20 protein-coding genes are annotated in these 18,799 nt (G+C 67.1%); 10 read left to right on the forward strand and 10 right to left on the reverse strand.

What is annotated here, in order from left to right:
* Positions 1 to 83 precede the first annotated feature (83 nt).
* From BMY35_RS25870 to BMY35_RS25890, 5 genes are all read right to left on the reverse strand, one after another.
* Complete coding sequence (locus tag BMY35_RS25870; RefSeq protein ID WP_093205629.1) at positions 84 to 2,393, reverse strand: methyl-accepting chemotaxis protein; 2,310 nt, start codon at positions 2,391 to 2,393, stop codon at positions 84 to 86.
* Positions 2,394 to 2,423: 30 nt separating this feature from the next.
* Positions 2,424 to 2,957: a chemotaxis protein CheW gene (locus BMY35_RS25875; protein ID WP_056595423.1), complete on the reverse strand. Its 534-nt coding sequence runs from the start codon at positions 2,955 to 2,957 to the stop codon at positions 2,424 to 2,426.
* A 19-nt stretch (positions 2,958 to 2,976) separates the two neighbouring features.
* Entirely contained in the window at positions 2,977 to 3,342 is a 366-nt protein-coding gene (locus BMY35_RS25880) for a response regulator transcription factor (protein WP_081271090.1), read from the reverse strand.
* Complete coding sequence (locus BMY35_RS25885; protein WP_093205631.1) at positions 3,342 to 3,740, reverse strand: response regulator; 399 nt, start codon at positions 3,738 to 3,740, stop codon at positions 3,342 to 3,344. The genes BMY35_RS25880 and BMY35_RS25885 overlap by 1 nt, the downstream gene beginning before the upstream one ends.
* An 84-nt stretch (positions 3,741 to 3,824) precedes the next feature.
* Positions 3,825 to 3,995: a rubredoxin gene (locus BMY35_RS25890; protein WP_007838397.1), complete on the reverse strand. Its 171-nt coding sequence runs from the start codon at positions 3,993 to 3,995 to the stop codon at positions 3,825 to 3,827.
* Between the two features lie 111 nt (positions 3,996 to 4,106).
* On the opposite strand from BMY35_RS25890, the gene BMY35_RS25895 reads away from it, so the two are divergent.
* From BMY35_RS25895 to BMY35_RS25905, 3 genes are read left to right on the forward strand one after another with little or no spacing between them, the layout of a single operon-like run.
* Positions 4,107 to 5,069 carry a bifunctional hydroxymethylpyrimidine kinase/phosphomethylpyrimidine kinase gene (locus BMY35_RS25895; RefSeq protein ID WP_093205634.1) on the forward strand — a complete coding sequence of 321 codons (963 nt, stop codon included), beginning with the start codon at positions 4,107 to 4,109 and terminating at the stop codon, positions 5,067 to 5,069.
* Entirely contained in the window at positions 5,069 to 6,349 is a 1,281-nt protein-coding gene (gene hemL / locus BMY35_RS25900) for a glutamate-1-semialdehyde 2,1-aminomutase (RefSeq protein ID WP_093205636.1), read from the forward strand. The genes BMY35_RS25895 and hemL overlap by 1 nt, the downstream gene beginning before the upstream one ends.
* 3 nt (positions 6,350 to 6,352) lie before the next feature.
* Entirely contained in the window at positions 6,353 to 6,838 is a 486-nt protein-coding gene (locus tag BMY35_RS25905) for a hypothetical protein (protein ID WP_093205639.1), read from the forward strand.
* Positions 6,839 to 6,928: 90 nt separating this feature from the next.
* On the opposite strand, the gene purH is transcribed toward BMY35_RS25905, so the two are convergent.
* Genes purH through dusB form a run of 3 tightly spaced genes read right to left on the reverse strand, consistent with a single transcriptional unit; the run spans position 6,929 to position 9,871 of the window.
* The gene (gene purH, locus BMY35_RS25910; protein ID WP_093205641.1) at positions 6,929 to 8,536 is read right to left on the reverse strand and encodes a bifunctional phosphoribosylaminoimidazolecarboxamide formyltransferase/IMP cyclohydrolase; all 1,608 of its coding nucleotides are present in this window, start codon (positions 8,534 to 8,536) and stop codon (positions 6,929 to 6,931) included.
* A 16-nt stretch (positions 8,537 to 8,552) separates the two neighbouring features.
* Positions 8,553 to 8,789 (reverse strand): Fis family transcriptional regulator, encoded by a 237-nt coding sequence (locus BMY35_RS25915; protein WP_093205644.1) that lies wholly within the window; start codon positions 8,787 to 8,789, stop codon positions 8,553 to 8,555.
* Positions 8,790 to 8,806: 17 nt separating this feature from the next.
* Entirely contained in the window at positions 8,807 to 9,871 is a 1,065-nt protein-coding gene (gene dusB, locus BMY35_RS25920; RefSeq protein ID WP_093205646.1) for a tRNA dihydrouridine synthase DusB, read from the reverse strand.
* A 175-nt stretch (positions 9,872 to 10,046) separates the two neighbouring features.
* Between dusB and BMY35_RS25925 the strand changes: the two genes are divergently transcribed.
* Entirely contained in the window at positions 10,047 to 10,517 is a 471-nt protein-coding gene (locus BMY35_RS25925; RefSeq protein WP_093205649.1) for a YqaA family protein, read from the forward strand.
* Positions 10,518 to 10,535: 18 nt separating this feature from the next.
* Here the strand turns inward: BMY35_RS25925 and BMY35_RS25930 are convergent, their stop codons facing one another.
* The gene (locus BMY35_RS25930) at positions 10,536 to 11,210 is read right to left on the reverse strand and encodes a glutathione S-transferase (protein WP_093205651.1); all 675 of its coding nucleotides are present in this window, start codon (positions 11,208 to 11,210) and stop codon (positions 10,536 to 10,538) included.
* A 181-nt stretch (positions 11,211 to 11,391) separates the two neighbouring features.
* On the reverse strand, positions 11,392 to 12,483 hold the full coding sequence (ychF, locus tag BMY35_RS25935) for a redox-regulated ATPase YchF (RefSeq protein ID WP_093205654.1): 1,092 nt from the start codon (positions 12,481 to 12,483) through the stop codon (positions 11,392 to 11,394).
* Between the two features lie 211 nt (positions 12,484 to 12,694).
* Here ychF and BMY35_RS25940 point away from each other — a divergent pair, with 211 nt between their 5' ends.
* The 6 genes from BMY35_RS25940 to rbsD are packed head-to-tail and all read left to right on the forward strand — an operon-like array spanning position 12,695 to position 18,783.
* Positions 12,695 to 13,648 carry a sugar ABC transporter substrate-binding protein gene (locus tag BMY35_RS25940; protein ID WP_093205656.1) on the forward strand — a complete coding sequence of 318 codons (954 nt, stop codon included), beginning with the start codon at positions 12,695 to 12,697 and terminating at the stop codon, positions 13,646 to 13,648.
* 46 nt (positions 13,649 to 13,694) lie between these two features.
* The gene (locus BMY35_RS25945; protein ID WP_093205659.1) at positions 13,695 to 15,287 is read left to right on the forward strand and encodes a sugar ABC transporter ATP-binding protein; all 1,593 of its coding nucleotides are present in this window, start codon (positions 13,695 to 13,697) and stop codon (positions 15,285 to 15,287) included.
* Positions 15,284 to 16,279, forward strand: a complete 996-nt coding sequence (locus BMY35_RS25950) for an ABC transporter permease (protein ID WP_093205662.1) — start codon at positions 15,284 to 15,286, stop codon at positions 16,277 to 16,279. Before BMY35_RS25945 ends, BMY35_RS25950 begins: the two co-directional genes overlap by 4 nt.
* A gap of 34 nt (positions 16,280 to 16,313) precedes the next feature.
* Entirely contained in the window at positions 16,314 to 17,432 is a 1,119-nt protein-coding gene (locus tag BMY35_RS25955) for a LacI family DNA-binding transcriptional regulator (RefSeq protein ID WP_093205664.1), read from the forward strand.
* Positions 17,429 to 18,394, forward strand: coding sequence for a ribokinase (rbsK, locus tag BMY35_RS25960; protein ID WP_093205666.1), 966 nt, complete (start codon positions 17,429 to 17,431; stop codon positions 18,392 to 18,394). Before BMY35_RS25955 ends, rbsK begins: the two co-directional genes overlap by 4 nt.
* Positions 18,391 to 18,783, forward strand: coding sequence for a D-ribose pyranase (gene rbsD / locus BMY35_RS25965; RefSeq protein ID WP_093205668.1), 393 nt, complete (start codon positions 18,391 to 18,393; stop codon positions 18,781 to 18,783). Before rbsK ends, rbsD begins: the two co-directional genes overlap by 4 nt.
* Positions 18,784 to 18,799: the final 16 nt, after the last annotated feature.

Here is an 18,799-nt window from a genome sequence, read left to right on the forward strand (position 1 = left end):
GGCTTTGCCGGGCCGCAGGTGTTGCCCCCGGAAGGGGGTTGCCGAAGCGACACGAAGTGCGCGAAGGCTGGGGGAGATCGTCATCACGCAATCTTGAAACGGGCGACCGAGCGGCGCAGTTCTTCGGCCATCTGCGAGAGTTCGCGCACCTGCTGGGCCGTGGTACGCGTACCTTCTCCGGTCTGTTCCGTCACCGCGAAAATGTGCTGGATGTTCGCAGCCACCACGTTGGCCGAGTCGGCTTCGCGGGAGGCGGATTGCGAAATCTGCTCGATCAGGTCGGCGAGTCGGCGCGACACGCGGTCGATCTCGGACAGTGCGGTACCCGCGTTGTCGGACAGCTTGGCCCCTTCGACCACACCCTGCGTGGAACGCTCCATGGCGCCCACCGCGTCCTGCGTGTCGGTCTGAATCGCCTTCACCAGCGCCGAGATCTGGCGCGTGGCGTCCGCGGAGCGTTCGGCCAGTCGCTGAACTTCTTCCGCCACCACCGAGAAGCCTCGGCCTGCTTCACCGGCGGACGCTGCCTGAATGGCGGCGTTCAGAGCCAGCACGTTCGTCTGTTCGGTAATGTCCGAGATCAGCTCCGTGATTTCACCGATCTCCTGCGAGGATTCGCCCAGGCGCTTGATCCGCTTGGAGGTTTCCTGGATCTGGTCGCGGATGGAGTTCATACCGCCGATGGCGTTCTGCACGGCCTGCAGACCCGAGGATGCGGCCTGCAGCGACTGGCGCGCCACCGTGGCGGACTCTTGCGCTTGCGTGGACACGCCGTTGATTCGCTCGGCCATGGTCAGCACCGACTGGCCGGTTTCGCGAATCTCGCGCAGCTGTTCGGTGGAAGCCGCCAGCAGTTCGGTCGAGGTGCTTTCCACCTGCGACGTCGTCTGCGCCACGCGGGTAGCCGTGTTCTGCACGTTGCCCACCAGCAGTCGCAGTTCCTCCACCGTGTAGTTCACCGAGTCGGCGATGGCGCCGGTGATGTCCTCGGTCACGGTCGCTTCCTGCGTCAGGTCGCCTTCGGCCACTGTCTGCAGTTCGTTCATCAGCCGAAGAATGGCAGCCTGGTTGGCGTTGTTCACGCGGCTGGCTTCGTCGGAAGCCTGTTCGGCGGCCAGACGCTCGCGTTCGGCGACGGCGGCGCGTTCGCGGCCTTCGCGCACCTGCACGAAACCGATGGCGCCGGCGAGTGCCAGGGCGGCCAGCGACAGCACGAACAGCAGCACGATGGTGCCGGCGCCCAGGCCGGTGCGGGCGGAGAGCTTTTCCTGCAGGTCGCCGAGCGACTTACGCAGCGGCTCGCTGTCGGTCAGGATGGATGCCTGCGCTTCGCGCGCTGCCACCAGGCCCTGCAGGTTGCCCAGAATGGCCGAAGCCTGCGTGCGCATCTGCTCGTAGGTCTTCAGGATGGCCTCGAGCTGCTGGCGCGTCTGCGGGTCCTTCGAGCCGGGGAAGCGCTGCTGCGCATTGCCGTCGAGCAGGCCGCGGGTGGTTTCCTGGAAGGTGTTCAGGTCCTTGCCCAGCAGGAACACGGCGTCGGGGTTCACGCCCTCGACCGTGAAGAACTCGTTGGTCGACTTGCCGATGCGCTGCGTCAGCATCACGAGCTGGCCGGCGGCCGAGATCTCGGGCAGCGTGGCGTTCTGCTGCATCTTCAGCGAGGCGACGGTTTCCGTCATCTCGAGCAGCGTGGACGACTGCTGGTTGATGTCGCGCAGAGCGGCACCCACCTGCGTCAGGATCTGGCGCTGGGCCAGCACGGCCTTGGCGCTGGCCTCGGCGCGGGTGACGAGGGGGTTGATCTTGCCCATCTCCTCGTCGTACTGGTTGCCGACGGCTTCCAGGCGCAGGGAGTCGTCGCCGTTGGTCAGGCCGTGCACGCGACGCGTGAGGTCGTCGGCGCTGTCCTTCACTTCGACGAACGCCGAGGGGCTGCCGACGAGGGCCTGGGAGATCGACTTGGCCAGGCGCTGCGACTGCATCAGCGACTGGCCGGTGGCCGCCACCTGCTGCGCGAGGCGCTCGGCGCGAAGAATGGAGGAGCCGGCGACCAGCAGCAGCAACAGCACCACGATCGCCAGCATGATGGCCAGGATCCGCTGCTGCTTCGCCGGGCTGGAACCCGCACGGCCGCCGGTGGCGTCGGGCAGCGCCTCGACGGCCGCCGCGCCGGGCTCGTTGGCGGCATCGCCGCCGCCGGGCAGGTCGACGTCGCCGAAGCTGGTGTCGGCGGGCGCGGCGCCCTTCTTGGCGAGGCGCACGGTTTTCTCGTCCGGAACCTGGACGGTGTCGACATCGTCGATCGATATCGAACCGGAGCCATCGACGCGGGCCTTGTCGTTCCCGTTGTTCACGGGCAGTAATTTCTTGAACTTGTCGGCGATCGAGCTCACGGTCGGTCCTTCAGGTGGTTTCCGGTACGACTACGCACCAATACTCAAAAACTGGGGTTGCTGCGAAAGCGCCTGCAGGTTGACTTCCTGCCAGCGCTCCCCCGCTGCATCGGTAAACAGATGCCCGTGCCAGGCAGGTGCTTCTGCGCCAGGAGGCTCGGACGCCGTGAAGGCCTCCGCCCCCCGCAACCCCGCCAGTCGATCGACCAGCAATGCGCAGTTGACTTCGAGCAGCTCGTTGAAAGCAACGAGCCGCGACTGGATGCGCGCCGCCTCGGTAGCGGCCAGCGCGCCCGGGACGCCGGTGGCGAACGCCGAAAGCTGCACGACGCCGTAGAGGCCGCCGCGCAGGTTGGCGACGCCGAGGAACCACGGCTCCGTGTAGGGCACGGGCTGCGGCGGCGTCCAGGGAAAGATCTCGCCGGCGTGTCCCAGCGGAAAGAGGTATTTGCCCTCGCCCGCCTCGACCGCCAGCCACGTGGCGGCCACGCCCGTCGTGCGAGCGGCCTGCAGGCGGCTCGCCAGCCGGGACTGGAAGGCTCTCAGAGCATCGCGATTCGCCATGGACTCGGCAGGCTTTCGCTCAGTTCAGCGCGCTGATCTTGGACATCAGGTCGGCGGCGTTGACCGGCTTCACGATGTAGTCGCGCGCGCCCTGGCGCATGCCCCACACGCGGTCGGTCTCCTGGTTCTTGCTGGTGCACAGGATGATCGGGATGGCCGCGTACTTCGGGTCGCGGGCGATGGCGCGCGTGAGCTGGAAGCCGTTCTGGCCGGGCATGACCACGTCCATGAGGATCAGGTCGGGATGCTCTTCCTCGAGGCGGCGCATGGCGTCGTCGGCGTTTTCGGCCGTCTTGACGGCAAAGCCGTTCTTCTGGAGGAGGTCGGTGAGGAACACCAGTTCCGTCTTGGAGTCGTCGACGACGAGGATTTTGCGAATAGGCATTACTGCACTTCCTGTTGAACGGTGCCAAACTGCTGCACGGCCTGCAGCAGCTGGTCTTTGGTGAAAGGCTTGGTCAGGTAGTCCTGGGAACCGACCATGCGGCCGCGTGCCTTGTCGAATACACCGTCTTTCGACGACAGCATGACGACCGGGACGTTGGAAAAGTGGGCGTTGCGCTTGATGATGGCGCAAGTCTGATAGCCGTCGAGGCGCGGCATCAGGATGTCGCAGAAAATCAGATGCGGCTTGTGGTCGTTAACCTTGGAGAGCGCGTCGAAGCCGTCTTCCGCGAGAAGAACCTCGTGCCCACCCTGCTTCAGAAAAATCTCGGCACTGCGCCGGATGGTGTTGCTGTCGTCGATGACCAGCACCTTGTAACCAGATCCATTCGGGCCCATTGCAAACGCTCCTGCTCATGAGACTTGGAAGCCCGCCGCGCCGAACATCGACGCAGACCGCGTAGCTCTATCTATGCCATGCTTTCAGATTTCAACCATTTCGAAGTCTTCCTTGCGCGCACCGCACTCAGGACAGGTCCAGTTCATCGGAACATCGGCCCAGGCCGTGCCTGCCGCGATGCCATCTTCCGGTACACCAACCGCTTCGTCATAGATCCACCCACAAATCAGGCACATCCAAGTTTTCGTATTCATCGGAGCTTAAAGTCCTTGTTCATTAAATGCAACGAGTGTATCTATGCGTATCTCACTGGCAGACGGTAAACGTCGCGCCTATGCCACCATCCAGGGGATTCCGCACGGCGTATGACCATCTACTTACTTCCAGCAGACAACGCCCGCAAACCGGGCGATCTTAACGACCCCTCGCAGGACGACGGCGAACTGGCCGAACGCGACCTGAATCCCCCCTGCGTGCTGGTCTTCAACGCCAGCGATCCCAGCGGGGCGGGCGGCCTGGGGGCCGACGCCCTGGCAATGGGGTCGGTAGGCGCACACATCCTGCCGGTCGTCACGGGCGCCTATGCCCGCGACACGGCAGAGATTTTCGATCACTTCCCCTTCGATGAGGAAGCCATCGCCGAGCAGGCGCGCTCCATCCTGGAGGACGTGGAAGTCCAGCTGATCAAGGTGGGCTTTGCCGGCACCACCGAGGCGCTGAGCACCATCGCGGAAACCGCCGCCGACTATCCGGAGGTGCCCGTGGTGGCCTACATGCCCAACCTTTCGTGGTGGGACGAGAACCTGATCGAGCCCTATCTGGACGCTTTTCGGGAGCTGGTCCTGCCCCAGACGACGGTGTTGGTTGGAAACCACAGCACCCTGTGGCGCTGGCTGCTTCCGGACTGGAACGGCGATCGTCCGCCCGGCGCGCGGGACATCGCCAAGGCCGCCGGCGAGTTCGGCGTGCCCTACACGCTGGTCACCGGCCTGATGCTGCCGGACCAGTTCATCGACAACGTGCTGGCCTCGCCGCAGTCGGTGCTCGCCAGCGAGAAGTACGAGCGGCTCGAGGCCGTCTTCGCCGGCGCGGGCGACACCCTGTCGGCCGCGCTGGCCGCCCTGCTCGCCAGCGGCACCGACCTCGTGGCCGCGACCACCGAAGCGCTGGCCTACATGGACCGCTGCCTCGACGCCGGTTTCCGCCCCGGCATGGGCCACGTGCTGCCCGACCGCCTGTTCTGGGCCGAACCCGAGGACGAAGACGGCGGCGAAGACCCTGACACACCGCCCGACTTCGCCCTTCCCCCACACGACACCCGACACTGATGACCGACCGCAACGACATTCTTTTCGAGCGCGCCCGCGCCGTGATCCCCGGGGGCGTGAACTCGCCCGTGCGTGCCTTCAAGGCCGTGGGCGGCACGCCCCGCTTCATCCAGCGCGCCCAGGGCGCCTACTTCTGGGACGCCAACGACAAGCGCTACATCGACTACATCGGCTCATGGGGCCCGATGATCCTGGGCCACGGCCATCCCGCCGTGGTCGAGGCCGTGCAGAAGGCAGTGCTCGAGGGCTTCTCCTACGGCGCGCCGACCGAGCGCGAGATCGAACTGGCCGAGGCGATCCTCGCGCTGGTGCCGTCGATGGAGATGGTGCGCCTCGTGAGCTCGGGCACCGAGGCCGCCATGAGCGCGCTGCGCCTGGCGCGCGGCGCCACCGGCCGCAAGAGCATCGTCAAGTTCGAGGGCTGCTACCACGGCCATGCCGACGCGCTGCTCGTGAAGGCCGGCTCCGGCCTCGCCACCTTCGGCAACCCGACCTCCGCCGGCGTGCCGCCCGAGGTGGTGCAGCACACCATCGTGCTCGAGTACAACAACCTGCAGCAGCTCGAGGAAGCCTTCGCTCTGCACGGCAAGGACATCGCCTGCCTGATGATCGAGGCGATCGCCGGCAACATGAACTTCGTGCGTGCCACGCCAGAGTTCGCCCGCCGCTGCCGCGAGCTCTGCACGCAGCACGGCGCCCTGCTGGTGTTCGACGAAGTGATGACGGGCTTTCGCGTGGGACTGCACGGCGCGCAAGGCGTGCTGGGCATCAAGCCCGACCTCACGGTGCTCGGCAAGGTCATCGGCGGCGGCATGCCTCTCGCGGCCTTCGGCGGGCCGCGCGCGATCATGGAGCAGCTCGCGCCGCTGGGGCCGGTCTACCAGGCGGGCACGCTGTCGGGCAACCCGGTAGCCACGGCCTGCGGCCTCGCCACGCTGAAGGAGATCGCGAAGCCCGGTTTCTACGAAGCGCTCGGCAAGAAGACGCGCTCGCTGGTCGACGGCCTGAAGGCGGCCGCGGCGGCCGAAGGCCAGCCCTTCAACGCCGACAGCGAAGGCGGCATGTTCGGCTTCTTCCTGATGAAAGACCTGCCGCAAAACTATGCCACCGTGATGACAACCGACAACGCGAAATTCAATGCGTTGTTTCACGGTTTGCTGGATCGCGGCGTGTATATTGCGCCCGCGCTTTACGAAGCAGGCTTCGTGAGCGCGGCCCACAGCGACGAGGACATCGCCGCCACCATCGAAGCAGCACGACAAATCTTCAGGACACCCTAGCCCATGAACTCCCTGCGCACGTTGCCGGTCCTGAGCATCGCTCTTCTCCTTCCCGGCTTCGCGGCAGCGCAGGAGTCGTCCTTCGATCCGAAGAACATCTGGATCAACCCGGGCTTCTATTCCGCACACTTCGACAGCGGCAAGGGCCTGGAGAACGTCAACCAGGGACTGGGCTTCGAGTACCCGCTGAACGACACCTTCCGGGTCACGGCGGGCACCTTCCGCAACAGCGACCGCCGGCAGTCGAACTACGTGGGCCTGTACGCGCTGCCCTTCGAGTTCTACGGCGTGAAGTTCGGCGCGGTGGTGGGCGGCTTCGACGGCTACCCGAACTACCGCAACGGCAACTGGTTCCCGGCCATCCTTCCGGTGGCAGCCATCGAGGGCAAGAACTGGGGCCTCAACATCGCCTACGTGCCGACCATCAAGAACCGGCTGTACGGCGCGGTCACCTTCCAGCTGAAATACCGCTTCGGCAACCACGAGTAGCCGTCGTCGTCGCCAAAGAAAAAGGCCGGCAGTGCTGCCGGCCTTTTTCTTGGAAATGCCGTGCCGCCCCTTGGCAGGACGGCTGCACTTTCAGTGCCTGAAGTGGCGCACGCCCGACAGCACCATCACCACGCCGCGCTCGTCGGCCGCGTCGATGACTTCCTGGTCGCGCATCGAGCCGCCCGGCTGAATGACGCAGCTCGCGCCCGCATCGACCACCACGTCGAGGCCGTCGCGGAACGGGAAGAAGGCGTCGCTGGCCACGGCCGTGTCCTTCAGCGACAGGCCGGCGTGCTCGGCCTTGATGCTGGCGATGCGCGCGGAGTCGAGGCGGCTCATCTGGCCCGCGCCCACGCCCATGGTCATGCCGTTGGCGCAGAACACGATCGCATTGCTCTTCACGTACTTCGCGACCTTCCATGCGAACAGCAGGTCCTGCAGCTGCTGCGGCGTGGGCTGCTTCTTGCTGACGACCTTGAGGTCGCTGACGGCGAGCTCGTGGTTGTCGGCCGTCTGGATCAGCAGGCCCGAGCCGACGCGCTTGACGTCCATGGCGTTGCGGCCGTTGTCCCAGTCGGTGGTGCCGCCCTTGGGCAGTGCGATCTCGAGCACGCGCACGTTGAGCTTGGCCTTGGTGGCCTGGAACACCTCGAGCGCCTCGGGCGTGTAGCCGGGCGCCATCAGCACTTCGACGAACTGCTTGGCGATTTCCTGCGCGGTGGCGCCGTCCACCGGACGGTTGAAGGCGATGATGCCGCCGAAGGCCGAGGTCGGATCGGTCTTGAAGGCCTTGCCGTAGGCCTCGGCCGCATCCTTGCCGATGGCAACGCCGCAGGGGTTGGCGTGCTTCACGATCACGCAGGCCGGCACGTCGAAGCTCTTCACGCATTCCCACGCGGCATCGGCGTCGGCGATGTTGTTGTAGCTCAGCTCCTTGCCCTGCAGCTGCTTCGCCGACACGAGCGAGCCGGGCGCCGGATACAGGTCGCGGTAGAACGCGGCCTGCTGGTGCGGGTTCTCGCCGTAGCGCAGGTCCTGCACCTTCACGAAGCGGCCGTTGCTCTGCGCCGGGAACAGCGAGCGCTTGGGCGCGGGCTGGCCGATGCTGGCGTCGAAGTCGATTGCCGAGAGGTAGTCGCTGATCGCGCCGTCGTAGTCGGCGATGCGGTTGAAGGCGGCCACCGAGAAAGCGAACTTGGTCTTGTCGCTGAGCTTGCCGTTCGCCTTGAGTTCAGCCAGGGCCACGGCGTACTGCGACGAATCGGTCAGCACGCCCACGTCCTTCCAGTTCTTGGCCGCGCTGCGCACCATGGCCGGACCGCCGATGTCGATGTTCTCGATCGCGTCTTCCAGCGTGCAGCCGGGCTTGGCCACGGTGGCCTCGAACGGATACAGGTTGACCACCAGCAGGTCGATGGTGTCGATGCCGTGCTCCTTGATGGCGGCAACGTGCGCGGGCAGGTCGCGGCGCGCGAGCAGGCCGCCGTGGATCTTCGGATGCAGCGTCTTCACGCGGCCGTCGAGCATTTCGGGAAAGCCGGTGTGGTCGGCCACCTCGGTGACGGGCAGGCCGGCGTCGGCCAGCAGCTTGGCGGTGCCGCCAGTGGACAGCAGCTTGATGCCCAGCGCATGCAGCGCCTGGGCGAATTCGAGGATGCCGGTCTTGTCGGAAACGGAGATGAGTGCAGTCTGGGCCATTGGATATGCCGTGGAGTTATTTCAAAAGTTTGTGCTCGACCAATTTCTTGCGGAGCGTGTTGCGATTCAGGCCCAACCACTGCGCGGCCTTCGACTGGTTGCCCTCGGCGCGCGTCATCACGACATCGAGCAGGGGTTTCTCGACCACGCGCACGAGCATGTCGTACATGCCGTCGGGTTCGGTGCCGCGCAGATCGCGAAAGTAGCTGTCCAGACTGGTGCGCACGCAGTCCTCGATGTGTTTCTTGCTCATTGCTTCTTCTCTTTTTTTCAATCGACGGCGCAGGCCGTCTCCTCTTCACCTGGCAACGCCTCTTCGTCCACCAGGTGCTGCGCGGGCATGCGGTCCATACGGTCCGCAAGCCCGTCGAAATAGTCGCCGACCGCGCGCAGCTGCTCGGCACAGTCCTCGATGAGATTCATGCGTGCGCGGAACGCTTCGCCGTCCGGCAGCGTGCGCACGTACCAGCCGATGTGCTTGCGCGCCGTGCGCACACCGCTGTAGTCGCCGTAGAGCGCATAGTGCTCCACGAGATGGTCGAGCAGCAAGCGGCGCACTTCCGCCACCAGCGGCGGCGCGCGGTGCGTGCCGGTTTCCAGGAAGTGCGCGATCTCGCGGAAGATCCACGGCCGGCCCTGCGCGGCGCGGCCGATCATCACGGCGTCGGCGCCGGTGGCCGCGAGCACGTCGCGCGCCTTCTCGGGCGAGCGGATGTCGCCGTTGGCCACCACCGGAATGCGCACCGCGGCCTTCACGGCGGCGATGGTGTCGTACTCGGCGAAGCCCTTGTAGCCCTGCTCGCGCGTGCGTCCGTGCACGGTGAGCATCCGCACGCCGGCCGATTCGAAGTCGCGCGCGAGCTTCACCGCGTTGCGGTGTTCCTGGCTCCAGCCGGTGCGCATCTTGAGCGTGACCGGCACGCCGAAGGGCTGCGCGGCATCGACCACCGCCCGCGCGATCTCGAGCGCCAGCGGCTCGTCGCGCATGAGCGCCGAACCCGCCCACTTGTTGCAGACCTTCTTGGCCGGGCAGCCCATGTTGATGTCGATGATCTGCGCGCCGCGCTCGATGTTGTAGACCGTGGCCTCGGCCATCATGGCCGCATCGGTGCCGGCGATCTGCACCGCAATGGGGCCCGGTTCGCCGTCATGGTTCGCGCGGCGCGAGGTCTTGAGCGAACCCCAGAGCTCCTTGCGCGAGGTGACCATCTCGCTGACCGCGTAGCCGGCGCCGAGCTGGCGGCACAGCATGCGGAAGGGCCGGTCCGTCACGCCTGCCATGGGCGCGACGAACAGGCGGTTTTCCAGCGTGTGGTTGCCGATCTGCAAGGTCATTTTGAAGGGGGAGCGTGCGCGTTCGGCTGCTGAAAAATGAGGCACGATTGTAGCCACGCCGCATTTCAGCGACTGAAACGATTTGCGCCTCCGGCACCCGTACAAATACCGGTGCGCGCCGGGGCTTTCTCCCACGCAGTTGCGGCACCGTCGCTGCCTATACTGCGCCGACCTTATGCAAGCCTGGCTCGATTCCCTCCTGGCGCTGCTGGCGCTGCCGCAGTACGGCCTCTCGACCCTGTTCGTCGCGGCGTTCGTCTCCGCGACGCTTCTGCCGGTGGGCTCCGAGCCATTCCTCTTCGGGCTGCTCAAGCTCAACCCCGAGATGTTCTGGCCCGCCATCGCTGTGGCTACCCTGGGCAACACGCTGGGGGGCGCGGTCGACTGGTGGATGGGCTACGGCGCGCACAAGGTGGCCGACAAATACTCGCACTCGAAACACCATGTGCGCGTTCTGGGCTGGCTCGAGAAGCTCGGCCCGAAGGCCTGCCTGCTGAGCTGGCTGCCGCTGGTGGGCGATCCGCTGTGCGCGGTGGCGGGCTGGCTCAAGCTGCCCTTCTGGCCGTGCGTGGCCTACATGGCGATCGGGAAATTCCTGCGCTACGTCACGATGACGGTCGCGCTGCTCTACGTGTTCCCTTCCTGAGGCCCGGGCTCCGACTCCTCAGTTCAGCAGTTCGTAGGGCCCGCCGCGCTCGAGTGCGCGCTTGTACGCGGGACGCGAATGGATCCGATCCAGGTACGCCATCAGCTTCGGCCTCTTCGCATCGAGCCCGCCGCGCGCCTGCGCGGCCTCGACCACGAAGCTCATCTGGATGTCCGCGCCGGTGAACGCGTCACCAGCGAACCACTCGCTCTTGCCGAGCTCGGCTTCCATGTAGTTCAAATGGCTCGCGATGTTCGGATTGATGAACGCCGACTTCGTCTTCGCCGCGATGGCCTTGGCGATCGGCTTCGCGAAGAAAGGCATCTTCGCCGTCTCGATGCGGTCGAACACCAGCTTCAGCAGCAGCGGCGACATCGCGGTGCCTTCGGCGAAGTGCAGCCAGTAGCGATAGCGCAAGGCCTCCGGCGAACCCGCCGCCGGCGCGAGGCGGCCACTGCCGTAGCGCTCGATGATGGCCTCGATGATCGCGCCCGACTCCGCGAGCGTCAGTCCGTCATCCGTCGTGACAACCGGTGACTTTCCCAGCGGATGAATGGCCCGCAGCGAAGCGGGCGCCAACATGGTCTGCGGATCGCGCTGATAGTGGACGATCTCGTAGGGCAGCTCGAGCTCCTCGAGCAGCCAGAGAACACGCTGCGAGCGCGAGTTGTTGAGGTGATGGACGGTGAGCATGGGTGTGGGCCTGGGAAGGAAAGTCGAGGCGCGCGGAGTCTATCCAACAAGCCCCTCGAAAACCCACGAAGCTCTTTTCGCAAAACACCGCGGAACCGGCTTTGCCGGGCCGCAGGTGTTGCCCCCGGTAGGGGGTTGGCGCAGCGACACGCAGTGTCGCGAAGCCTGGGGGCGAGTCAGGTCATGAGCTGAACAGGAAGTTCATCACGTCGCCATCCTTGACGACGTATTCCTTGCCTTCCGAACGCATCTTCCCCGCGTCTTTCGCGCCCTGCTCGCCCTTGAAGGCGATGTAGTCCTCGAACGCGATGGTCTGGGCGCGGATGTAGCCCTTCTCGAAGTCGCCGTGGATCACGCCTGCCGCCTGCGGGCCGGTGTCGCCGATGTGGATGGTCCAGGCGCGCACTTCCTTCACGCCGGCGGTGAAGTAGGTCTGCAGGCCCAGCAGCTTGAAGGCCGCGCGGATCAGGCGGTTCAGGCCCGGCTCTTCCTGGCCGATTTCGGCGAGGAACATCTTCTTGTCCTCGTCGTCCATCTCGGCCAGGTCGGCTTCGATCTTGGCGCAGATGGCGACCACGGGCGCGTTCTGCTTGGCGGCGTATTCGCGCAGGCGGTCGAGGTAGGGGTTGTTCTCGAAGCCGTCTTCCGCCACGTTGCCGACGAACATCGCGGGCTTGGCGGTGATCAGCGTGAAGCTCTTGACCAGCGGCTGCTCTTCCTTGGTGAACTCGAGCGCGCGCACCGGCGTGTTCTCGTTCAGCGCGGCTTGGCAGCGTTCGAGCAGGCCGACGAGCTTCTGCGCGTCCTTGTCGCCGGAGCGCGCCACCTTGGTGTGGCGGTGCAGCGCCTTCTCGACCGTGGCGAGGTCGGCCAGGCAGAGTTCGGTCTGGATCACCTCGATGTCGGAGATCGGGTCGACCTTGCCGGCCACGTGCACCACGTTCTCGTCGTCGAAGCAGCGCACCACGTTGACGGTGGCGTCGGTCTCGCGGATGTGGGCCAGGAACTTGTTGCCCAGGCCTTCGCCGGTGCTCGCGCCGGCCACCAGGCCCGCGATGTCGACGAACTCGACGATGGCGGGCACCACGCGCTCGGGCTTGACGATCTCGGCGAGCTGGTCGAGGCGGGGGTCGGGCACTTCCACCACGCCCACGTTGGGCTCGATGGTGCAGAAGGGATAGTTTTCCGCCGCGATGCCGGCCTTGGTCAGCGCATTGAAAAGGGTGGATTTACCGACGTTGGGCAGGCCGACGATGCCGCATTGCAAACTCATGGGAGGTCCTCTTGGGTAACCCGCAATTTTAGGCGAGCATGTCCGGATGCCCATCCGACAGGTCTTCGAGCCGCCGCGCGCCGTCTTTTGCGATCAGGGTTAGCACCGATTCGCAAACGTTTGCGCAAACGTTTCCCTCAGTTAACATCGGCGCCCCGGCCAAGACCGGCGCACCGTTGTTCCGATCAACCAATCCCAGGAGACATCCAACATGAAGTTCACCCGCCGTACCCTGCAAAGCGCTGCCGCACTGACGCTGCTGGGCGCCTTGGCCGGAACGCCCGCCTTCGCGCAGGAAAAACCCAAGGTCGCGCTGGTCATGAAGTCGCTGGCCAACGAATTCTTCCGCACCATGGAAGACGGCGCCAAGGCGCACCAGAAGGCCAACGCCTCGAAGTACACGCTGGTGGCCAACGGCATCAAGGACGAGACCGACACCGCCGCCCAGATCAAGATGGTCGAGCAGATGGTGGCGCAGAAGATCAATGCGCTGGTCATCGCGCCGGCCGATTCGAAGGCGCTGGTGCCCGCCATCAAGGCCGCCATCGACAAGGGCATCCTGGTGGTCAACATCGACAACCAGTTCGACGCCGCCGCGCTGAAGGAAAAGGGCATCCAGGTTCCGTTCGTGGGCCCCGACAACCGCGCCGGCGCCAAGCTGGTGGGCGACGCTCTCGCCAAGGAGCTGAAGTCGGGCGACAAGGTCGGCATCATCGAAGGCGTGTCGACCACCTTCAATGCGCAGCAGCGCACGCTGGGTTATCAAGACGCGATGAAGGCCGCCGGCGTGACGGTGGTGGGCGTGCAGTCCGGCCAGTGGGAAATCGACAAGGGCAACACCGTGGCCGCCGGCATGATGCGCGAGCATCCCGACCTGAAGGCGCTGCTCGCCGGCAACGACAGCATGGCGCTGGGCGCGGTGGCTGCCGTCAAGGCCGCGGGCAAGACCGGCAAGGTGCTGGTGGTGGGCTACGACAACATCGGCGCCATCAAGCCGATGCTGAAGGACGGCCGCGTGCTCGCCACGGCCGACCAGTTCGCCGCCAAGCAGGCCGTGTTCGGCATCGAGACCGCGCTGAAGGCCATCGCCGACAAGAAGAAGCAGGCGGACATGCCTGCCGAGGTGAAGACCGACGTGGTGCTGGTCACCAAGGACTCGAAATAAGCAATACACAAGAGAGAAAGCGCAGACGTTGACAGCATCCGCCGCCATGACCCCATCAACGGCCCTGCCCGTGCTCTCCCTGGGCGCCATGGGCAAGGACTACGCGGCACCGGTGCTGGACGACGTCTCGCTCGTGCTCAACCCCGGCGAAGTGCTGGCCCTCACGGGCGAGAACGGCGCCGGCAAGAGCACGCTGTCGAAGATCGTCTGCGGCCTGGTGCAGCCCACGCGCGGCCAGATGCTGCTCGACGGCAAGCCCTTCGCGCCCGCCTCGCGCCGCGACGCGGAGCGCCTGGGCGTGCGCATGGTCATGCAGGAACTCGGCCTCGTCACCACGCTGTCGGTGGCCGAGAACCTGCTGCTCGACCGCCTGCCCAACAAGACCGGCTGGATCCGCCGCGCCAAGCTGCACGAGCTGGCCGCGCGCCAGCTCGCCAAGATCGGCATGGAAAACATCGACCCGGCCACGCCCGTGGCGCGGCTGGGCATCGGCCAGCAGCAGATGGTGGAGATCGCGCGCAACCTGCAGGACGACACGCGCGTGCTGGTGCTCGACGAGCCCACCGCCATGCTCACCCCGCGCGAAACCTCGCACCTGTTCGAGCAGATCGACCTGCTGAAGGCGCGCGGCGTGGCCGTCGTCTACGTGTCGCACCGCCTGGAAGAACTGCAGCGCATCGCCGACCGCGTGGCGGTGCTGCGCGACGGCCGGCTGGTGGACGTGCGCGCCATGGCCGGCGTGCGCGAATCCGAACTCGTGCAGCGCATGGTCGGCCGCGCGGTGCACGAGCACGAAGGCCGCGACCGCCGGGTGGCCGGCCCCGTGCTGCTGAGCGCGCGCGGCATCGGCCGGGCGCAGGTCGTGCGCGACGTCGACATCGACCTGCGCGCGGGCGAAGTCATGGGCCTGGCCGGCCTGGTCGGCTCGGGCCGGACCGAACTGGTGCGGCTGCTGTTCGGCGCCGACCGCGCCGACCGCGGCGAGATCACGCTCCATGAAAACAACCAGCCCGTGCAGCACGCGCGCAAGGGCTGGCGCTCGCCGATGCAGGCCATCCGCGCCGGCATCGGCCTGGTCACCGAAGACCGCAAGTCGCAGGGCCTGTTGCTGCCGCAGTCGATCCGCGTCAACGCCACGCTGAGCGACCTGGGCGCGATCTCGCACGCCGGCTGGCTGCAGCGCGCCAGGGAACGCGGCATCGCGCAGAAGCTGGTGGAGCTGCTGCGCATCCGCTCGCGCAGCATCGAGCAGCCGGTTTCCACGCTCAGCGGCGGCAACCAGCAGAAGGTGGTCTTCGCGCGCTGGCTGCACCGCGAATGCAAGGTGCTGCTGCTCGACGAGCCCACGCGCGGCGTGGACGTGGGCGCGCGCGCCGACCTGTATGCCGAACTCGACCGCATGACCGACGCCGGCAAGGCCCTGCTGATGGTGTCGAGCGACCTGCGCGAGCTGATGGCCATGTGCGACCGCATCGGCGTGATGAGCGCCGGGCGCCTCGTCGCCGTGTTCGAGCGCGGCGAGTGGACCGAACAATCGCTGCTGGCCGCAGCATTCAGCGACGCGACAGGACGCGCCGCCAACCCGCCGACGGTATCTCCCGTTTCCGTTCCGACCCCGGTCACCGCCGACACACCATGAACGCTGCCGCCTCCCCGACCTCCACCCCGAAGCCCGCGCCTTCCGCGCTCAAGGGCCAGCTCGGCACCTACCTGGGCCTGACGGTCGTGCTCGTGGGCATGATCGCGCTCTTCGGATCGCTCAGCGAATACTTCCTGACGCGCGAGACCTTCGTCTCCATCGCGAACGAGATCCCCGCGCTGGCCGTGATGGCGGTCGGCATGACCTTCGTGCTGATCATCGCGGGCATCGATCTCTCGGTGGGCTCGGTGCTGGCGCTGAGCGCGGCCGTCACGGCGGCCGCCATCCTCGAATGGAAGCTCTCGGTGCCGCTGGCCGCCGCGCTCGGCCTGGCTACCGGGCTGGTCTGCGGCACGGTCACCGGCGCGGTGTCGGTGGCCTGGCGGCTGCCGAGCTTCATCGTGTCGCTGGGCATGCTCGAGGCGGTGCGCGGCGGCGCCTACCTCGTGACCGATTCGCGCACGCAGTACGTGGGCGACGCCATCTCGGGCCTCGCGGCGCCGTGGATCGGCGGCATCTCGGCCGCCTTCGTGCTGGCGGTGGTGCTGGTGGTCGTCGGCCAGATGGTGCTCACGCGCACCGTGTTCGGCCGCCACGTGGTGGGCATCGGCACCAACGAAGAAGCGATGCGCCTGGCGGGCGTCGATCCGCGCCCGACCCGCATCATCGTGTTCGCGGTCACCGGTCTGCTGGCCGGGCTCGCGGGCCTCATGCAGTCGGCGCGCCTCGAGGCGGCCGACCCGAACGCCGGCGTCGGCATCGAGCTGCAGGTGATCGCGGCAGTGGTCATCGGCGGCACCAGCCTGATGGGCGGGCGCGGCTCGGTCATCAACACCTTCTTCGGCGTGCTGATCATCGCGGTGCTGGAAGCCGGCCTCGCGCAGGTGGGCGCCAGCGAGCCGAGCAAGCGGATCATCACCGGCGCGGTGATCGTCGTGGCGGTCATCATCGACACGCTGCGCCAGCGCCGCGCGGAACGCCGCCTGGCCTGACGACGCAGCCCATCCAGGAACAGGAAGAAAAGACATGGCCACCATCAAGGACGTCGCGCTGAAGGCGGAGGTGTCGGTCACCACCGTCTCGCACGTGGTCAACGACACCCGCCACGTGAGCGCCAAGGTGCGCGAGCGCGTGGAGCTCGCCATCCGCGAGCTGGGCTACGTGCCCAACGCGATGGCGCGCAGCCTGAAGAGCAACACCACCTCGACGCTGGGAATGCTGATTCCCAACAGCTCGAACCCCTACTTCGCCGAGATCGTGCGCACCGTGGAAGACCGCTGCTTCGGCGCCGGCTACACGCTGGTGCTGTGCAACACCGACGACGAGCCCCACCGCCAGAGCGTGTACCTGCAGGTGCTGGCCGAGCGCCGCATCGACGGCCTGATCGTGGTGTCGACCGGCGAGGGCGACCACGACGCGCTGGCCAAGCAGCTGCACGGCCTGCGCATGCCGACCGTGCTGGTCGACCGCGAGATCGCCGACCCCGCCTGCGACCTGGTGGAAACCGCCCACATGCAGGGCGGACTGCTCGCGGTGCGGCACCTGCTGTCGCTGGGCCACAGGCGCATCGCCTGCATCGGCGGTCCGGTGGGCGTGATGCCGAGCGAGCAGCGCATCGAAGGCTGGCGCATTGCACTGGCCGAGGCCGGCGCCACGCCCGGCATCGCCAACGGCGATCCGCTGCTGTGGCGCGGCGGCTTCACCAGCCAGGGCGGCTACGAGGCGATGCACGCCATCCTGCGCACCGAGCAGAAGCCCTCGGCCGTCTTCGTCTGCAACGACCTGATGGCCATCGGCGCATTGCGCGCGGCGCACGAAAGCGGTGTGCGCGTGCCCGACGAGCTCTCGATCGTCGGCTTCGACGACATCGAGCTCTCTGCCTACACCAGCCCTCCGCTCACCACCGTGGCGCAGCCCAAGGAGCGCATCGGCGCGATGGCGGTCGACATGCTGCTGGAGCGCGTCGGCGGCAAGCGCCGCGATGCGCGCAAGGTGGTGCTGCAGCCCGAGCTGCGCGTGCGTGCGTCGACCGCGCGGCACGCGAGCTTCCGCGAGCCCGCCGCGCCTGCGGCCTCCGCCGGGGCCGCCGCACCCACCGCAGCCGAAACGCCTTCCACGCCAACCCGAAAGTCCCGCACCCCGTGAGCCTGAAGCCTTCATCCAGCAGCCCAGCCCTGGCGCCGCGCATCGTGGTGCTCGGCAGCCTCAACATGGACCTGGTGCTGCGCGTGCCGCATGCGCCAGCCGCGGGCGAAACCCTGCTGGGCCACTCGATCGCCACCATTCCCGGCGGCAAGGGCGCCAACCAGGCCGTGAGCTGCGCGCGCGAAGGCGGCCATGTGCAGATGATCGGCTGCGTCGGCGACGACGCGCACGGCGCCGCCCTGCGCGATTCGCTCCAGCGCGACGGCATCGACACCGCCGCGCTGCGCACTGTGTCGGGCGAGCCCACCGGCACGGCGCTGATCCTCGTGGAAGACGGCGGGCAGAACCGCATCGTGATGATTCCCGGCGCCAACGCGCGGGTGGAAGTCGACGAAGCCGCGCTGAAGCAGCAGGTGCAGGGCGCCGCCTTTCTCGTGGCGCAGTTCGAGACGCCGATGGAACAGGTCGCGCGTGGCATCGCCGTGGCGCACGGCGCGGGCTGCAAGGTGCTGCTGAATCCGTCGCCGGTGCAGGCGATCGCCGAGCCGCTTTGGCCGCTGATCGACACGCTGGTCGTCAACGAGATCGAGGCGCAGACGCTGTGCGGCCAATCCGCCGACAGCCCGCAGGAGGCTGCGCAGGCAGGCCAGGCGCTGCGTGCCAGGGGCATCGCGCGCGTGGTGGTCACGCTGGGCGCGCGCGGCGCGGTGGCGGTCGATGCCGACGGCGCGCGCCATCATCCCGCGCCGAAGGTGCAGGCGGTCGACACCACGGCCGCCGGCGACACCTTCCTGGGCGCGCTCGCGGTTGCACTGGGCGAGGGCCAGTCCTTCGACGAGGCCGTGCGCCTGGGCATCCGCGCCGCGGCGCTGTGCATCCAGCAGCCCGGCGCCCAGCCTTCCATTCCGCAGCGCGACGCCGTGCTGCGCAGCCCCATGCCTCCCGACTGGATCAAGCTTTGAAACGCTCTCCCCTGCTGCACGCCGAACTGTCCCACGTGATCGCCTCGCTGGGCCACGGCGACATGCTCGTGCTCGGCGATGCCGGCCTGCCGATTCCCGACGGGCCGCGGCGCATCGACCTCGCCGTGGCGCGCGGCGTGCCGCTGCTCGATGACGTGCTGCAGGCGGTGCTTTCGGAAATGCAGGTGGAAGGCATCGTCGTGGCCGACGAGGCGCTGGGCGATGCGAAGAAGCTGCCGGGCTGGTATCCGCAATCGCTGGGCATCGAGCCGCAGACGGTGTCGCACGAGGAATTCAAGCGCCGCACCGCGAAAGCGCGCGCCATGGTGCGCACAGGCGAATGCACGCCCTACGCGAACATCATCCTGATAGCCGGGGTCGCATTCTGACTAACCCCCAGGCTTG

The organism is Variovorax sp. YR750 (assembly GCF_900109805.1).
GTDB lineage: Bacteria > Pseudomonadota > Gammaproteobacteria > Burkholderiales > Burkholderiaceae_C > Variovorax > Variovorax gossypii.

Bases quoted from the DNA above. Each gene is read 5' to 3' on its own strand.
- BMY35_RS25875 (WP_056595423.1), bottom strand. From the start codon at position 2,957: ATGGCGAATCGCGATGCTCTGAGAGCCTTCCAGTCCCGGCTGGCGAGC.
- BMY35_RS25880 (WP_081271090.1), bottom strand. From the start codon at position 3,342: ATGCCTATTCGCAAAATCCTCGTCGTCGACGACTCCAAGACGGAACTG.
- BMY35_RS25885 (WP_093205631.1), bottom strand. From the start codon at position 3,740: ATGGGCCCGAATGGATCTGGTTACAAGGTGCTGGTCATCGACGACAGC.
- BMY35_RS25890 (WP_007838397.1), bottom strand. From the start codon at position 3,995: ATGAATACGAAAACTTGGATGTGCCTGATTTGTGGGTGGATCTATGAC.
- BMY35_RS25895 (WP_093205634.1), top strand. From the start codon at position 4,107: ATGACCATCTACTTACTTCCAGCAGACAACGCCCGCAAACCGGGCGAT.
- hemL (WP_093205636.1), top strand. From the start codon at position 5,069: ATGACCGACCGCAACGACATTCTTTTCGAGCGCGCCCGCGCCGTGATC.
- BMY35_RS25905 (WP_093205639.1), top strand. From the start codon at position 6,353: ATGAACTCCCTGCGCACGTTGCCGGTCCTGAGCATCGCTCTTCTCCTT.
- purH (WP_093205641.1), bottom strand. From the start codon at position 8,536: ATGGCCCAGACTGCACTCATCTCCGTTTCCGACAAGACCGGCATCCTC.
- BMY35_RS25915 (WP_093205644.1), bottom strand. From the start codon at position 8,789: ATGAGCAAGAAACACATCGAGGACTGCGTGCGCACCAGTCTGGACAGC.
- dusB (WP_093205646.1), bottom strand. From the start codon at position 9,871: ATGACCTTGCAGATCGGCAACCACACGCTGGAAAACCGCCTGTTCGTC.
- BMY35_RS25925 (WP_093205649.1), top strand. From the start codon at position 10,047: ATGCAAGCCTGGCTCGATTCCCTCCTGGCGCTGCTGGCGCTGCCGCAG.
- BMY35_RS25930 (WP_093205651.1), bottom strand. From the start codon at position 11,210: ATGCTCACCGTCCATCACCTCAACAACTCGCGCTCGCAGCGTGTTCTC.
- ychF (WP_093205654.1), bottom strand. From the start codon at position 12,483: ATGAGTTTGCAATGCGGCATCGTCGGCCTGCCCAACGTCGGTAAATCC.
- BMY35_RS25940 (WP_093205656.1), top strand. From the start codon at position 12,695: ATGAAGTTCACCCGCCGTACCCTGCAAAGCGCTGCCGCACTGACGCTG.
- BMY35_RS25945 (WP_093205659.1), top strand. From the start codon at position 13,695: ATGACCCCATCAACGGCCCTGCCCGTGCTCTCCCTGGGCGCCATGGGC.
- BMY35_RS25950 (WP_093205662.1), top strand. From the start codon at position 15,284: ATGAACGCTGCCGCCTCCCCGACCTCCACCCCGAAGCCCGCGCCTTCC.
- BMY35_RS25955 (WP_093205664.1), top strand. From the start codon at position 16,314: ATGGCCACCATCAAGGACGTCGCGCTGAAGGCGGAGGTGTCGGTCACC.